The following is a 14770-nucleotide window of genomic DNA, read 5'->3' as shown; positions in this document are numbered from 1 at the left end:
CATGAGCCAGTATCAACGCCTGTTACTGATCATCAACCCGGCCTTGCGCCATTCCTCAGCCATGAATCATGCAGCGGCGCTGGCCAAGGCCAGCGGTGCAAGTTTGCATATCGCGGCGCTGACCCCTTCGTCCAGATGGTTATCTCTGCTTGAAGAGGGCGATCGAGAATCGGGTCGGGAGCGCTACCTGCAGGACCATCGCGGCTGGCTTGAGGCTCAGGCCGAAAATCTGCGTGGCAGGGGGATAGAGGTGACCACCGAGGTGGCCTGGGCCGAGGATATGAAGCAAGACATCATTGAATACGTCACGGACATGCAGCCTGACGTGTTGATCAAGGAGATTCAGCATGAGTCCGCGCTCAAGCGGGCCTTCTTCACCCCGTTGGATTGGCATTTGTTGCGTCACTGTCCGGTGCCGGTGTTTCTGGTGGGCGGGAGCAGCTTCGTTTTGCCTCGCAAGGTAGTAGCAGCGGTCGAGGTATCGGATGTCGAGTCTACCGACAATGAACTGAACGACCGAATCATCAAGCAGGCTTGCAGCCTTGCGATGCAGTGCAACGCCGAGCTGCATTTGCTGTATGCCTGCGATATCTCGGCCGCTTTTCTGGCGGACATGGGCGGCCTGACCCTCGCTGACCTGACCCACGCGCTTCGCAGAGACCTGGAAACGTCGTTCATTGAGTTGGCAGATCGGTTCGGAGTGCCCTCCGATCGTCGACATTTCATTGAGGGAAACCCGGTGAAGGCGTTGAGTGAGTTTGCCGATGAACACAATGTGGATGTGATCGTGATGGGCAGAGTCCAGTCCCATGGTGTGGACAAGCTTCTGGGCAGCACGACCGAGCATATTCTGTATCAGGTGCCCTGCTGCGTTCTGGCGGTCTAGATCCTGTCCGTACCAGACTTGATCCAGACCGTCAGTTGAGTCTGATACGAGTCAGAAAGGGGATTATTTGCGCTTCCAGTACTTTTGCATTTCCAGAAACAGGAAGGATGCGGTCCATGTGATGAGCACCAGTCCGGTAAGGGCTTGTAGACCGGTCAAGTATTTGAGGTTGCCCTCAGGCGAAATATCGCCGAAGCCGATGGTCGTGTACGTCGTAAAGGAAAAGTAAACGCAGTCCATCAGCGAACCGTCGAAGTTGCCCGTCAGGCTGCCCCATCCCCCTGAGTGCACCATCAGGTAATAGACCAGCGCAAAGCACCAGACCTCCATGGCGTGGGCCAGGAGGGCGCCGAATACGCCAACCACGATTCTGAAGCGGTTCCACACCTTGAGCCGGGGCAGCCAGTCATTCAGGCGTAACAGGCATTCGTAGTGGATCACTACGGCGATGACCACCACCAGCGTATTGATCAGCGTGACTGCCAGCATGGCAAATCTCCAGCGATAGGGGAGGCGGTGCATCAGCGTAGTTCTACGTCAGGAAGCCGGAAAATCGTTGAGCTGAATCAACAAGGGTTTAAGTCATCGAAAGCCAGTCGCTCCGTTAACGATAGCTGTTGATTAGTTGATAAAAGTCAGATCCCCCACGGTACAACGCCAAATAATCGAACTGCCGCTTTCCGGTCGCAACAAGTCGACAGGACTTTTTGCTGGCTGCAGTCATGAGTTCGCTCGAAGTAACAAACGTTTGACTCAAGGCTCGACAGCCAGGCGGGTTTGCACTCAGGCAGGTTTCAGGGCGAGGTATGTGATGCTCAAACTCAAACGCATTCTATTGATAGCCCCCAGCGAAATGACCCTGACCCCGGCGTTTGAGCGTGCACATGCCTTGGCTGGTGCAACCGGTGCCTTATTGCACATTGTCGCGTTCGATTATGTCCAGGCCCTGGCGGTAGCCGGTCTGCTTGACCATGACGCGATGGCACAGGCACGAGAAGGCTATCTGCAAGTTCACCGTCATTGGCTGGAGCAGCAGGCCCGGTTTCAACGATGCAGCGGCATACAGGTGACCACCGAAGTGGTCTGGGCCAGGTCGAGCCTGACAAACCTGCTGGAGTACGTGAACGACTTTCTTCCGGACCTGGTGATCAAGGACACCCATTATGTGCCGGCTCTGGACCGCGCCTTTCATCGGCCTGTGGACTGGCGATTGCTACGCGAGTGTCCGACCCACCTGCACCTGGTGACCAGCGCCATAAATCCCAAGCCCTTGAAAATTCTCGCGGCGATCGATCTGTCCCATCTGGAGGAACTCACTCAGGGATTAAATGACCGAATACTCGACCTGGCCTCTACTTTGGCGGCCAGTTGCGGTGCGCAGTTGCACTTGCTTAACGTCAGTCGTTGGTCAGAGATAAGCGATGCGCCGATGAGTGTACCGACAGGCAGTCTTGATCCGAGTTTGAGAGACGCTATCGAGGATGTCCAACAAGAGGCGTTCGATGTGCTTGCCGAGCGTTACTGCATCAAGGATGCCCGTCGACATTTATTGACGGGCTCCCCCCACAAGGTTATCGCGCGGTTCGCTCAACAGCATGCTTTCGACATGGTGGTGCTGGGCACGGCTTATCACCATGGGCCCGAGCGGTTTATCGGCGATACCGCCGAGAGCGTGTTGAACCGGGCACCGTGCAGTTTGATGATCGTCAAGCCATTATCGGGGGGCGGGATGTAGGAAGGCGGGAAATCACGACGCTGGAATCATCGGTGTACCGCTTTCGGCGGCGATGTCCTTTGGGCCAGGCATTAGGGCTCCGAAGTGAAATTTGTTTGAGCGAACACAAAAAATCCCGAAAGCATTTCTGTTTTCGGGATTTTTCATTGTTTCGCGACGGTGAAGCTAGTTGCTCTCGACTTTCCCTTAGACACCAGCTGCCAGAGGGAACAACCCTGCTACCAAGCAAGCGATCAAGATGAGGAAGCTCAGCGCAAACGCCCATTTCATGGTGTATTTCTGGTGGTCGCTGAACTCCACACCTGCCAAGCCACAGAGCAGGTAGGTCGAGGCCACAAGAGGGCTCAGAAGGTGAACAGGTTGACCTACCAGCGAGGCACGGCCAATTTCGGCGTGGGTAATGCCATAGACTTCGGCAGCCTTGGCAAGTACTGGAAGCACACCATAGTAGAAGGCGTCATTGGACATGAAGAACGTGCCCGGAATACTCGCCAGCGCGGTTATCGGCGCCATGTATGGGCCCCAGGTCGCTGGTAGCATTGCCAGGAAGCTCGCTGACATTGCATTGACCATGCCCGTTCCGGAAAGAATGCCAGCCAGAATGCCGGCTGCCAGGAAGATCGCGATCTGGTTCAGGGCTGTTGGAGCGTGCGCGGAGATACGACGACGCTGATCGTTCATGTGTGGGTAGTTGATCACCAATGCAACGGAGAACGCGACCATGAACAAAATGGAAAGTGGCAAGATTTCCACCACCAGGCCGGCCATCAAAGCAATCGTCAGGCCCGCGTTCAACCAAAACAGTTTTGGACGACGCAGTTCGGCATTTTCGTCTGACATCGATGGCAGACCTTCGTCAGTCTCATCGTCAAAAACTGTGGCAGCAGCACCCACTGACAAGCGCAGTTTTCCAAGACGTTGACGCTCACGAATACCGATGAAGTAAGCCAGCGCCAGAACACCGAGGAAGCCCACTACCATAACGGGAATAAGCGGGATAAAGAGCTCGGACGTGTCGACCTGCAGGGAAGCTGCGGCACGTGCAAGTGGTCCGCCCCATGGCAATAGGTTTGTCACACTTGCCGCCAGAATGACCACGCACGTCAGCGACAAGGGTTCGAGCCTCAGTCGTTTGAAGAGAGGCAGCATCGCTGTGACGGTGATCATGTAGGTTGTCGAACCGTCGCCATCCAGCGACACCATGCCTGCAAGCAGGGTCGCGAAAACGACGGCCTTCATCGGGTCGCCATTGATCAGCTTGATGAACTTTCGAATGATCGGATCGAACAGACCGGTATCAAACATCACGCCGAAGTAGAGGATCGCGAACATCACCATGACCGCGGTCGGCGCTACCTTTTTCAGGCCGTCGATCATCATGTTGCCCATGTCCGGACCGAATCCCGCCATGAGCGCGAATACGATCGGAACTGTTGTCATCGCTACCAACGGTGACAACCGCTTGGTCATGATCAGTGCCATGAAGGTCACAATCATGCCGTAGCCGAGTATTGAGAGCATTTGTATCACCTTGACGTAAAGTACAATTGTTTTTATGGGATCTGCGCAAAAAAGCGCATCAAGGTTCCCGCTGTATTTTTGGTTTGATCCAGCGGGTTGCCGCTGAGTCTCACACGAGTATCAACTCATGTGAAGGCCACCATTAAGCGAGAAGTCAGCACCATTCGCATACCCAGCCTCGTCCGAGGCCAGCCAGGCGCATACCGCCGCGATCTCCTCGGGTGTTCCAAGGCGACGAGTCGGAATGTCCTGGATGATGCGATCCATCGCGTCCGCCGTGGTGACAGACTTGAGTTTGGCAGTGGCGATGTAGCCAGGAGACACGGTATTCACCGTAACTCCGCGGGAACCGACTTCTCGTGCCAGTGCGCGAGTGAAGCCTCGGATTGCCGACTTTGCAGTTGAGTAGTTGACCTGACCTACTTGGCCCAGTTGGGCGTTTACTGAAGAAATGTTGATCACTCGTCCCCAGCCTCGTTCAGCCATGCCATCGATAACCTGTTTGGTTACGTTGAACAGCGAGTTGAGGTTGGTATCGATGACCGTGGCCCAGTCATTGGGCTGCATGTCCTGAAAAACAACGTTCCGAGCGGTGCCGGCGTTGTTGATCAAAACGTCAACGGGGCCGACATTTTTCTTGATTTGATCGAAAGCCTTCCGGCAGGACTCCCAGTCAGCAACGCTGCCTTCAGAAGCGATGAAGTTAAAGCCAAGCTCCTTTTGTTGGGCGAGCCAGGTGTCCTTCAGAGGCGAGTCAGGGCCGCATCCTGCGACGACGGTGAATCCGTCACGTGCCAGTCGTTGGCAAACTGCGGTGCCCAGGTTTCCCATACCTGCAGTAACAAATGCGATCTTTTTGTTCATGCGCAAACTCCTGTTGTGTTTTTTGTTGGGAGCATTGATTGCAACCTTTGAAGGCTACTGGGGGCTAATAAACCCCAGTCGAAATTGTTTTGCAAGGTTACGGAGTACAATTTCGCCAAAAAGAAACAATTTCTTACCAGCGGTCATCTTCATGGGGATGCGGTTTCATGATCCTCCAGAGTTCTTCCAGCCCATCGAGCGTCGAGGTGCGAGGGCGGTACTCGCAACCCACCCAGCCCTGATAGGCCCGGTCTTCCAGCATGGAGAGCAGTTTCGGGAAGTCGATGTTGCCTGTGCCTGGCTCGTTGCGGCCGGGAAAGTCAGCGACCTGAATGTGCCTCACCCGCGACCACCATTGATTGAGCTTGCGCAGGCAATCCACGCCGAGAAGCTCGGTGTGGTAGGTGTCCAGGATCAGTCCTAGGCCGGGCAGGGTCTCGAGCATCTCTTCAGCGAAGTCGAAGTGGCTCATCAGGTAACCCGGGACTTCATCTGAGCTGATGACTTCAATCAAAGGCTCGATGCCTTCTCCAGTCAAGAACTCAACGGCGTACTTCAGATTGCGACGGTAAATGCCGCTATCGGCAATGACCCCAAGTTCTGCCTGCGACACCCCTGACATCAGGTGAACCATTCGGCAGTCGAGTGCACTGGCATATTCAACGGCCTTGGTTAGATCCGATCGAAATGCTTCTTTTGAACTGCAAATGCCGGTGTTGCCTTTGGTTGGGCCCGATGGCGCGGCGAATTGCACCATCTGGAGTTCATGCTCGCGGAGAAGCTCTGCGATGTGCGGAGCTTCGTATTCATAGGGCGAGGGAAACTCGATGGCTCGAAAACCCGCGTTGGCCGCTGCCGAGAACCGCTCCAGAAAAGGCAATTCCGTAAACTGGAAGCCGATGTGCGCGTTCAACCTGGTCATGGGTGACTCCTCAAATCTTCGAATCTGCATCAGGCGTTCAGAAGGTTGCGCAGCTTCAATACGGCGCTGTCGGGTGTTGTCAGTACAGGCAGACCACTTGCTTGGCTCACCCTTTGTGCTGCACTGGTCATGGAAAATTGTGCAAAACACAGCAGCTCGCTATTGGTAGGGGGGCGTGCGGAATCGACGATAAGCGTGTCATGTCGCTCGGCATTCCCCTTGCGCAATTCGGCGAGTGCTTCTGGGCAGACAACGGAATTGAGCTCAATATCGACACCCAGTTGTTGCGCATAGGCTTGAAATTCCTCGGTCATCGATGCAATGGCCGGCTGGAAAGTCGCAAGTATGGTGATTTTTCCGGTGCGTTGAATGGCCTCCTCGATCATGGCTTCGTTCGGTTTAAGTACCGGAATGCTCAGCGAGCGCTTGCACAAATCGATCGCGTCACCGAATGCCGAACACGTAAACAAGATCGCATCAGCACCGGACTCTGCGGCGTAGGTAGCGAGTTTCAAGAACCGCTGGCTCAATGCCGGAGTCAGTTCACCGGCCTCGGCCAAATCGCTGGAAAGCGAATCTTCCAATAAATTGGCCAGCCTGGCCTCAGGCCAAAGCCGAGTGAATGCTTCAGTAATGGGGGCGATTGCTACTGGTGTTGCATGGATCAAATAGATGCGTGGTGCGGTCATGACGGATTCCTGGATTGCTGTAGGTCAAGTTGGTGTACGGTGAAGTCCTGAAGTGTCACTGGCGTGTTGATGTGCATCAGGTGTGTTATTTTTCTTTAAAGCTTGGTGTTGGATGTATCGCTCCATCCCAGGCAATGCATTGATGTCATCCTCCTCTGATTATCGGTTTCCATGAACTCAGCAGAATCGACTCTTCAACAACCCTTGGTGGGCGAACCAGCCAAAATGAAGCCCAAGATAAAGAAAGACCTTGCGGAGCAGTTGGCACCCAAGATCATCGACATGGCCAGAGCCCGGTCGATGCGCGCTGGTGATCCTTTGCGCGAGGAGTCTTTTGCCAAGGAGTTGGGAGTTTCCCGATCTCCGATTCGACGAGGTTTCGCGTTGTTGGCCGAATTGGGTCTGGCGACCAAGGAGCCGAACCGAGGTTATTTCCTGACAGCTGACGCGCGAGGAATCGACAGTCGCAAGCTCCCTCTGGAAGTCGATCCGTTTGAAGACTTCTATTTGCGCGTTGTCGACGACGTCTTGCGTGGTGACATTCCCACGACTTTTTTTGAAGCCGAGTTGATGCGCAAATATGAGGTGCCGAGAGGACAGCTCATGAAGGTTCTGACCCGGCTGGCCAATGAAGCAATGATTGAGCGCAAGCCGGGGCAGGGGTGGGAGATCAACAGTTTTCTGCACGACTCCAAAGCCCATATTCAGAGCTACCGCTTTCGCATGGCAATCGAACCGGCTGCGGTATTGGAACCGGGTTACGAGGTGGATAAGCCAGCGTTTGCCAAAGCGCGGGAAATCCAGCAGCAACTGCTCGATGGCGACATTTTCACCTTGTCGCGATCGCAGCTGTTTCAGATCGGTTCGCAGCTTCATGAGCTGGTGGTGCGCTGCTCGGGCAACGCTTTCTTTCTTGAGGCTATCCGCCGCCAGAACCAATTGCGTCGGTTCATGGCCTACAAGGCCAACGTGGATCGGCCTCGCTTGATCAACCAATGTAAAGAACACATCCATCTTCTTGATCTCATCGAAAGTGGACAGCGAGAGGCGGCGGCGGAATTTCTACGCAACCACCTTGATGTGGTCGGGCGGCAGAAAACAGATAAAGAGGCCAAGGATGAGCTGGAGTACCAGCGCAGCCTTGAAGTATCGGTTGTCAGCTAGCGCTCAGCTCGTTTAACAGCACCACGCCATCGTCATCGCCGAACAGTTGGTCTCCATCGGCGATGGTGTGCCCGGCGAATTCCACCGATATGCCAATCTGTCCCTCGTTTCGCTTGACGGTCTTGCGCGGGGATGTGCCCAGTGCCTTGATGGCGATCGGCATATCGCGCAGCGCCGCTTTGTCGCGGATGTAACCGTAAATCAACACACCGACCCAGCCGTTCTTGACCAGATCCTCAGCGATCACATCGCCAAACAGCGCGTAGCGGTCACTGCCACCACCGTCCGCCACCAGCACCCGGCCGTGTCCTGGCAGACTGCTTATCTCCTTGATCCTGGAATTGTCCTCGAAACATTTGAGGGTGAAGGCGCGTCCCTCGAAATCATTTTTGCCGCCAAAGTCCTGAAAAATCGGGGACAGCACGCGAATTGAGTCTGGGTACTGATCGCAAAGATCGGAGGTTTTAACTGTCATGCAGGATCTCCTGGGAAAGTGAAATGGGTGACCGTTGAGCGTAAAGGTTGCACAAACTGAATATTCATGCAATAAAATGCAATCTGTCGAGGGCGATAGCGCTACTGCTCCCCGTAACGTCTCAGGACGAACGGGAGCAAAAGGTTGAGGACTTCGTCTCGCCAATATTGTACTTTGTATTTACGATGTACAGAAATGGAGCCGGTTCATCACGCACAGGCTTCGAAAAAATTCAGTTCAAACAATAAGTAAGGGGTATGCGATGCGTATTTTGGTTCTTCCTGGTGACGGTATTGGTCCAGAAATCGTTGAATCTTCGATGTCGGTGCTCAAGGCTGCCAACACAAAATTCGATCTGGGCTTGAGCTTCGATTACGACGATGTCGGTTTCACAAGCCTGGATAAATACGGCACAACTTTGCGTGATGAAGTGCTGGAAAAGGCCAAAAGCTACGACGGCATCATTCTCGGCACCCAGTCGCACGCCGACTATCCAGTGCCTGAAAAAGGCGGTCGCAACGTTTCTGCCGGTTTCCGTATCGGCCTGGATCTCTACGCCAACGTACGTCCTGCTCGTACTCGTCCATTCCTGACTTCCAACATGAAGGAAGGCAAGACCATGGACCTGGTGATCATGCGTGAAGCGACTGAAGGCTTTTATCCAGATCGCAACATGAGCCGTGGTTGGGGCGAAGTGATGCCGACTCCGGATATGGCTTTATCCACACGTAAAATCACTCGTCATTGCAGCGAGCGTATCGCCCGCCGTGCATTCGAGCTGGCTATGAAGCGTGGCAAGAAAGTCACCGCTATTCATAAGGCCAACAGCTTCCACATGACTGACGGTCTGTTCCTCGAGTGCGTTCGCGATGTAGCGAAGGACTTCCCGGAGGTCGCGCTGGACGATCTGCTGGTCGATGCCTCCACTGCCCACCTGGTACGTAGCCCTGAGCGCTTCGACGTTCTGGTCGCGACCAACTTCTACGGCGACATCATCAGCGACCTTGCCAGTGAACTGTCGGGCAGCCTGGGTCTGGCCGGTTCCATGATGGCCAGCGACACTCATTGCTGCGCCCAGGCCCAGCACGGCTCTGCGCCGGATATCGCCGGTCAGGACAAGGCCAACCCGGTTTCGATGATTCTGTCCGTTGGCATGCTGCTGCAGTGGATGGGCGAGCACCACAATAAAGAAGCGCTGATCAAGGCCGGCCTGGAAATGGAAAAGGCAGTGGATGTTGTGCTGCAGGATCCTAAGCAGCGCACGCCTGATCTGGGCGGCTCCAGCGGTACCAAATCGTTCGGCGAAGCTGTAGCCAAAGCCATTCTGGGCTGATTGAAACGGGCGGCATGCCAGGCATGCCGCCCGTTGTCTGGAATGTTGCGGATCTATAACAAGAAATCGCCTGTTCTCCTTTTGGATATCCAAAGGAGGAGGGCACGAGGAGACCACAGTGAGTCAATTACTACTCGGTTGCATCGCTGATGACTTCACCGGCGGTACGGATTTGGCAAGTACGCTGGTACGTGGCGGCATGCGCACGCTACAAGTGATCGGCGTGCCGCAAGGGCCTCTGCCTGATGACATCGATGCTGTCGTCATTGCCCTGAAAAGCCGTACCGTCAGCCCGGAAGAAGCCGTTACTCAATCGCTCGAAGCGCTGGAATGGTTGCGTGCGGCAGGCTGCCAACAGTTTTTTTTCAAATATTGCTCGACGTTTGACTCGACCTCTCGCGGAAACATCGGCCCTGTCGCCGACGCACTTGCTGAAGCTTTGAACGTCTCGTTCGCTGTGGCTTGTCCTGCATTCCCGGAGAACAAACGGACGATTTTTAACGGTCATTTGTTCGTCGGCGATGTGCTGTTGAGCGAATCCGGCATGCGTAATCATCCATTGACGCCAATGACCGATTCCAATCTGGTTCGGGTGTTGCAGCAGCAGACGCTCAAACCGGTAGGTCTTGTTGCACATTCGGTCGTCAACAAGGGCGCGCAAGCCATTTCCGCGGCTTTCAATAGCCTCACTGCCCAAGGTCGAGGTTATGCCATTGTCGATGCGATCGATGATGAAGATTTGTATGCGATAGGCACTGCCGTGGCGGACCATAAACTGGTTACCGGCGGTTCTGGCGTTGCGCTGGGTCTACCTGAAAACTTCCGTCGTGCAGGCAAGCTCGGTCAGTCCGAAACGGCATCGGTACTGCCTGTCATCGAGGGCTTGGGCGCCGTTGTTTCCGGCAGTTGTTCGGTAGCGACGAATGGTCAGGTCGAGCACTGGCAGAAAACCCGTCCGAGCTTTTCCATTGATCCGCTGCGTCTTGCCAATGGTCATGATCAGGTTGCTGAAGCACTCGAATGGGCGAAGGATCTGATTCAAAAGGGCCCCGTCCTGATCTACGGGAGCGCACATCCAGAGACGGTCAAGCTTGCTCAGCAAAAGCTCGGTGTTGAGGCTGCTGGGCAGATCGTTGAGGACGCATTGTCCGCCGTCGCTGTCGGCCTCTACGGCATGGGTGTTCGCAAGTTGGTGGTCGCCGGCGGCGAAACATCGGGTGCGGTAGTCAAGGCACTGCAAGTCAAGGCTCTGCGAATTGGTGCGACCATCGATCCTGGTGTGCCCTGGACACTCGGCTTGCGCGACGACCCGGTTGCCCTGGCGCTGAAATCCGGCAATTTCGGCACGGTAGACTTCTTCGAGAAGGCATTGGCCAATGCGCCATGATCTGCTCAGCCTGGAAATCTTCATGGCTGTGGCGGAGCAGCGAAACCTGACAAAGGCGTCGCAGCTCTGCCATCTGGCGACCTCCGCAGTCAGTAAGCGGATCAGCGAGCTTGAAGAGAAGGTGGGTTCCCCGTTGTTCATTCGATATCCGCGCGGAATGGAGCTGACGCCTGCGGGGCAGTCGCTGCGCCATTACGCGTTGCAGGTGAACGAAACTCTTCAGAAGATGGACCAGGAGTTGAGTGAGTATGGTGCTGGAATCAAGGGCCATGTTCGATTGCACGCCATTACATCGGCGTTGGCCCAACAGCTGAGTCTGGATATCGGCAGGTTTATGGAAACCTACCCCGATATCAAGTTCGATATCGAGGAGCGCGTCGGTGCGGCAATCGTTCGAGCCGTGTCGGACGGTCGTGCGGATGTCGGCATCATTGCCGAACAGACGCCTTCACAAGGGTTGGAATCCGTTCCCTATCGCGTGGATGAGTTGGTGATTGCGGTTCCAGAACGGCATCCATTGGCGGCGCAGACGCAAGCCAGTTTCGAGCAAGCGCTGATCTTCGAATTCATTGGTCCTCACGTGGAGAGCTCGGTGCATTTGCTCCTGAGTGAACAAGCCGAATTGTTAGGTAAGCCAATCAGGCAGCGGGTTCGCGTTTCCAGCTTTGAATGCATGTGCCGGATGGTTTCGACCAATCTGGGCATTTGCATTTTGCCTCGCGATGTTCTGCGTCCCTATCTGCGTTCCTTCCATTTGCAGGCTGTCACGTTGGCCGAGCCATGGGCCAAGCGTCAGTTGAATATTGTTGCTCGACGATTCGAAGCGCTCCCTCCTACCGCTCGCGCGTTCGTCGCACACTTGACCGCGTGACAAGTGCTATCCATGTACCTGTTCGCTTTTTGAGATGACTTCATGTTCATTTACGTAGGCTGTCGTACCACTCGTGAAAGGAATGCCCGTGGCAACGGGATCAATGTCTACAGCGTCGATTCACAGACTGGGCGCCTGTCTCATGTGCAACTGGTTGATGGTTTGGTAAACCCTTCATTTCTTGCGATCAGTAAACAGGGGGATTTCCTGTACTGCGTCCATGGTGATACGGATCAGGCCAGCGCATTTAGCATCGGCGCCGATGGCGCACTGCGCTATCTCAATAGCCAATGCACCCATGGCCACAATCCCGCACACCTGGCGATTTCACCGGACGGCGCCTTTCTGGTGGTGAGCAACCATTACAGTGGTTCTGTTGTTGTCTTACCGATTCTCGATTCGGGAGAGCTCGGCGAGCTCTGCGATCAAGTGATGACGCAAGGGCCTATCGGACCCCATCGAATTGAACAAAAAGGCCCGAAACCGCATTTCAATCCATTCGACCCCAGTGGAAAACTAGTGGTCGTGCCGGATAAAGGTCTCGATCGGATCTTCACTTATCGATTCGACTCGCAATCGGGCAAGTTGCTGCCGACAGCCTGTCCATCGGTTGCTACTCGCAAAGGTGCAGGACCACGGCATGTGGCGTTTCATCCGGGATTGCCCGTTGTCTACTCGGTCAATGAGCTCGATTCGACTGTCGCAATCTATCGCTTCAACAGCGAAAGTGGTGAGCTGCAGCCGCAGCAGGTGCTCTCTGCGCTGCCGGATTCTTTCACGGGCGACAGCACGGCCGCAGAGATCGAGGTTGATAAGGCGGGGCGCTTCCTCTATGCCTCCAACCGAGGAAGCGACAGCATTGCGCGCTTCAGCATTGATCCCCAATCGGGCTGGCTGACATTCGAATCAGCGACGCCAACGCAAGGCCTCACTCCTCGATTTTTCGCTTTGTCGCCCGACGGCAGATGCATGTATGTGGCCAACGAGGACAGCGACACGATCGTGGTTTTCAGTGTTGACCCAACGACTGGCAGCTTGACCCCAACGGGTGAGGTGATTGAGACAGGGAGTCCAGTGTGCATGGTCTTTGGTGGCGCCAACGTATGAGAGCGTTTTTCACCTCAATGGGATTGTGGTGGGCGACACCGCTGGTTGGAGTGACCGGCGCACTGATTGCCAGTTACCTGAACTGGCCTTTGCCGTGGATCATTGGATCGATGTTGGCGGTTATTCTGGTGCGTTGCCTAGGCTGGCGGGTAGGGGAGATCCCCAATGGTCGATTGACTGGGCAATGGATGATTGCGACATCCATCGGTCTGCATTTCACACCCGCGGTGCTGGAGCAGATCCTGGGGCATTTCGCGATGATGCTGTTCGCGGCATTTCTGACCTTGTTGCTTGCCTTGCTCGGCATAGAGTTCATGCGGCGTCGAGGCATGGATCTGACGACTGCCTTTTTCGCCTTCATGCCTGCGAACTTTGCAGAGATGATTCAATCGGGGATCAGGCATAAGGCCAACGTCAGTCAAATCGCTGCAGCTCACAGTGTTCGGCTCGTGCTGATTGTTCTTTGTGTTCCGCCCGCGATGTTTTTCACCTCGAAAATCTCTCCATCGGTGGTTCATGCCCGATTGCCCAGTGATTGGTATTGGCTGCTGCCATTGTTGCTCGGCGGGGCGCTGACGGCGATTATCTGGAAACGGTACAAGTTGCCGAACCCTTGGATGTTCGGCCCGATGGCGCTGTGCGCGCTATTCACTGCCAGCTTCAATCTGCAGACGGCATTACCCGTTGAGCTGAGCCATTACGGTCAGCTCATGATCGGTTGTGCGCTCGGAGGCTACTTTGATCGCCAGTTCTTCAAGGCCTCACCGACATTCCTGATCAAGGTTTCGGTGTTCACCTTGAGCATGATTGTTTGCACCTTGTTGCTGGCACTTGGGATCGGATATCTGCTGGGCTTTCCTTTGATGACGCTGGCACTGGGCATGATGCCGGGCAGCAGTACGGAAATGTACCTGACGGCCGAAGCCTTGAACCTGGGCGTTGGCATCGTTACGGCAATGCAGATCATGCGCTTGATAGTGGTGATGCTCTGCGCTGAGCCGGTGCATAAAATCTGGTTGAAACGCCTTCGCCGCTGAGCAGGCAAGTGCGTTTCAACCCTTCATCGCAGCGGCCTCAATTGACTTGAAGCGGGGCAACCGTGACGTCACTTTGGCCGCTTGCGGCAAGTGCCTTGTTAACGAAGCCGTTGGCTTTCTGTTCTTCCAGGAATGCTCTGACGTACGCCGCACCCGTGACGCATCGCACTGGAACGCCCATTGCCTGGCGAATTGATGTGAAGTAGCCGTCCAGTACGCGCAATTCCTTGTTGGCCTCGGCGACCTTGAGCAGCGGTTGACGCACGCCCGCCGCCGCATCCAGGTTCTCATCGAGAAACAAGTCCACCGCTCCGGCAGAGGTTGGCGCGCGAACCAGAGTTGCGTGCTGTTGAGTCCGGCTCAGGTACAGGTCATAAGCTGCACCCTTACCCACGGCGATCCGCACGCCGGGCTGATCCAGATCTTCCATCTTGCGGAATGGAGAGCTGTCCTTGACCAGATAGGTACCTTCGATAATCACGTAAGGTTCACTGAAGGCGACTTGAGCTTCACGCACAGGTTCGATGGCCAGGAATGCAATGTTCCATTGATTTTGCGCCAAAGCCTCGAAAACCTTCCCCGCAGCGTCATAGGTGATGAACTCGACAGGGACGCCCAAGTGCTTGCCCAATTCCATTGCCAGGCTGACGGATACTCCTTGAGGCTGGCCCGTTTCGGCATTGCGCTGTGCAAGCACCGGGTTGCCGAAGTTGATGGCAGCTTTGAGCACGCCGGTCGGGGCAAGCTCTTCAAGGACTTTTGCGGTAGGGGCGAGCATA

15 protein-coding genes are annotated in these 14770 nt (G+C 55.2%); 8 read left to right on the top strand and 7 right to left on the bottom strand.

Going from position 1 to position 14770, the window contains the following annotated elements:
* The first annotated feature begins 1 nt into the window (after window position 1).
* Window positions 2-886 carry a universal stress protein gene (locus KW846_RS08275; RefSeq protein ID WP_218481908.1) on the top strand — a complete coding sequence of 295 codons (885 nt, stop codon included), beginning with the start codon at window positions 2-4 and terminating at the stop codon, window positions 884-886.
* Window positions 887-949: 63 nt separating this feature from the next.
* On the opposite strand, the gene KW846_RS08270 is transcribed toward KW846_RS08275, so the two are convergent.
* Window positions 950-1375 (bottom strand): potassium channel family protein, encoded by a 426-nt coding sequence (locus KW846_RS08270; RefSeq protein WP_007979437.1) that lies wholly within the window; start codon window positions 1373-1375, stop codon window positions 950-952.
* A gap of 322 nt (window positions 1376-1697) precedes the next feature.
* On the opposite strand from KW846_RS08270, the gene KW846_RS08265 reads away from it, so the two are divergent.
* Window positions 1698-2621 (top strand): universal stress protein, encoded by a 924-nt coding sequence (locus tag KW846_RS08265; protein WP_218481907.1) that lies wholly within the window; start codon window positions 1698-1700, stop codon window positions 2619-2621.
* Window positions 2622-2807: 186 nt separating this feature from the next.
* Here the strand turns inward: KW846_RS08265 and KW846_RS08260 are convergent, their stop codons facing one another.
* The 4 genes from KW846_RS08260 to KW846_RS08245 all read right to left on the bottom strand — a co-directional run bounded on the left by KW846_RS08260 (window position 2808) and on the right by KW846_RS08245 (window position 6617).
* Window positions 2808-4169, bottom strand: a complete 1362-nt coding sequence (locus KW846_RS08260; protein ID WP_371321733.1) for a CitMHS family transporter — start codon at window positions 4167-4169, stop codon at window positions 2808-2810.
* Between the two features lie 93 nt (window positions 4170-4262).
* The gene (gene phbB / locus KW846_RS08255; RefSeq protein ID WP_007979432.1) at window positions 4263-5006 is read right to left on the bottom strand and encodes an acetoacetyl-CoA reductase; all 744 of its coding nucleotides are present in this window, start codon (window positions 5004-5006) and stop codon (window positions 4263-4265) included.
* Between the two features lie 133 nt (window positions 5007-5139).
* Window positions 5140-5928 (bottom strand): hydroxypyruvate isomerase family protein, encoded by a 789-nt coding sequence (locus KW846_RS08250; protein WP_007979430.1) that lies wholly within the window; start codon window positions 5926-5928, stop codon window positions 5140-5142.
* 29 nt (window positions 5929-5957) lie between these two features.
* On the bottom strand, window positions 5958-6617 hold the full coding sequence (locus KW846_RS08245; RefSeq protein WP_007979428.1) for an aspartate/glutamate racemase family protein: 660 nt from the start codon (window positions 6615-6617) through the stop codon (window positions 5958-5960).
* Between the two features lie 225 nt (window positions 6618-6842).
* Here KW846_RS08245 and KW846_RS08240 point away from each other — a divergent pair, with 225 nt between their 5' ends.
* On the top strand, window positions 6843-7781 hold the full coding sequence (locus KW846_RS08240; RefSeq protein WP_033048355.1) for a GntR family transcriptional regulator: 939 nt from the start codon (window positions 6843-6845) through the stop codon (window positions 7779-7781).
* Here the strand turns inward: KW846_RS08240 and rraA are convergent.
* On the bottom strand, window positions 7774-8256 hold the full coding sequence (gene rraA / locus KW846_RS08235) for a ribonuclease E activity regulator RraA (RefSeq protein ID WP_218481905.1): 483 nt from the start codon (window positions 8254-8256) through the stop codon (window positions 7774-7776). The two genes, KW846_RS08240 and rraA, sit on opposite strands and share 8 nt — an antisense overlap.
* Before the next feature lie 262 nt (window positions 8257-8518).
* On the opposite strand from rraA, the gene KW846_RS08230 reads away from it, so the two are divergent.
* The 5 genes from KW846_RS08230 to KW846_RS08210 all read left to right on the top strand — a co-directional run bounded on the left by KW846_RS08230 (window position 8519) and on the right by KW846_RS08210 (window position 13991).
* Window positions 8519-9589 carry an isocitrate/isopropylmalate dehydrogenase family protein gene (locus KW846_RS08230; protein WP_007979423.1) on the top strand — a complete coding sequence of 357 codons (1071 nt, stop codon included), beginning with the start codon at window positions 8519-8521 and terminating at the stop codon, window positions 9587-9589.
* Between the two features lie 118 nt (window positions 9590-9707).
* Window positions 9708-10976, top strand: a complete 1269-nt coding sequence (otnK, locus tag KW846_RS08225) for a 3-oxo-tetronate kinase (RefSeq protein ID WP_007979422.1) — start codon at window positions 9708-9710, stop codon at window positions 10974-10976.
* Complete coding sequence (locus KW846_RS08220; RefSeq protein WP_007979420.1) at window positions 10966-11847, top strand: LysR family transcriptional regulator; 882 nt, start codon at window positions 10966-10968, stop codon at window positions 11845-11847. Before otnK ends, KW846_RS08220 begins: the two co-directional genes overlap by 11 nt.
* Window positions 11848-11889: 42 nt before the next feature.
* Window positions 11890-12954 (top strand): lactonase family protein, encoded by a 1065-nt coding sequence (locus tag KW846_RS08215; protein WP_007979418.1) that lies wholly within the window; start codon window positions 11890-11892, stop codon window positions 12952-12954.
* Window positions 12951-13991 (top strand): AbrB family transcriptional regulator, encoded by a 1041-nt coding sequence (locus tag KW846_RS08210; protein ID WP_218481904.1) that lies wholly within the window; start codon window positions 12951-12953, stop codon window positions 13989-13991. The genes KW846_RS08215 and KW846_RS08210 overlap by 4 nt, the downstream gene beginning before the upstream one ends.
* Window positions 13992-14028: 37 nt before the next feature.
* On the opposite strand, the gene KW846_RS08205 is transcribed toward KW846_RS08210, so the two are convergent.
* Window positions 14029-14769 (bottom strand): ABC transporter substrate-binding protein, encoded by a 741-nt coding sequence (locus KW846_RS08205; protein ID WP_218481976.1) that lies wholly within the window; start codon window positions 14767-14769, stop codon window positions 14029-14031.
* Between the last annotated feature and the right edge of the window lies 1 nt (window position 14770).

This window comes from Pseudomonas sp. PDM32 (assembly GCF_019219225.1).
Taxonomy (GTDB): domain Bacteria; phylum Pseudomonadota; class Gammaproteobacteria; order Pseudomonadales; family Pseudomonadaceae; genus Aquipseudomonas; species Aquipseudomonas laurylsulfatiphila.
Note: the sequence above shows the minus strand (reverse complement) of the source record. Positions and strands in the feature narration are given on the sequence as shown.

What these genes read in the sequence shown, in the direction of transcription:
- KW846_RS08205 (WP_218481976.1), bottom strand. Translation starts at nt 14,769, where the DNA reads ATGCTCGCCCCTACCGCAAAAGTCCTTGAAGAGCTTGCCCCGACCGGC.
- KW846_RS08265 (WP_218481907.1), top strand. Translation starts at nt 1,698, where the DNA reads ATGCTCAAACTCAAACGCATTCTATTGATAGCCCCCAGCGAAATGACC.
- KW846_RS08215 (WP_007979418.1), top strand. Translation starts at nt 11,890, where the DNA reads ATGTTCATTTACGTAGGCTGTCGTACCACTCGTGAAAGGAATGCCCGT.
- KW846_RS08270 (WP_007979437.1), bottom strand. Translation starts at nt 1,375, where the DNA reads ATGCTGGCAGTCACGCTGATCAATACGCTGGTGGTGGTCATCGCCGTA.
- KW846_RS08250 (WP_007979430.1), bottom strand. Translation starts at nt 5,928, where the DNA reads ATGACCAGGTTGAACGCGCACATCGGCTTCCAGTTTACGGAATTGCCT.
- KW846_RS08275 (WP_218481908.1), top strand. Translation starts at nt 2, where the DNA reads ATGAGCCAGTATCAACGCCTGTTACTGATCATCAACCCGGCCTTGCGC.
- rraA (WP_218481905.1), bottom strand. Translation starts at nt 8,256, where the DNA reads ATGACAGTTAAAACCTCCGATCTTTGCGATCAGTACCCAGACTCAATT.
- phbB (WP_007979432.1), bottom strand. Translation starts at nt 5,006, where the DNA reads ATGAACAAAAAGATCGCATTTGTTACTGCAGGTATGGGAAACCTGGGC.
- KW846_RS08240 (WP_033048355.1), top strand. Translation starts at nt 6,843, where the DNA reads ATGAAGCCCAAGATAAAGAAAGACCTTGCGGAGCAGTTGGCACCCAAG.
- KW846_RS08210 (WP_218481904.1), top strand. Translation starts at nt 12,951, where the DNA reads ATGAGAGCGTTTTTCACCTCAATGGGATTGTGGTGGGCGACACCGCTG.
- KW846_RS08220 (WP_007979420.1), top strand. Translation starts at nt 10,966, where the DNA reads ATGCGCCATGATCTGCTCAGCCTGGAAATCTTCATGGCTGTGGCGGAG.
- KW846_RS08245 (WP_007979428.1), bottom strand. Translation starts at nt 6,617, where the DNA reads ATGACCGCACCACGCATCTATTTGATCCATGCAACACCAGTAGCAATC.
- KW846_RS08230 (WP_007979423.1), top strand. Translation starts at nt 8,519, where the DNA reads ATGCGTATTTTGGTTCTTCCTGGTGACGGTATTGGTCCAGAAATCGTT.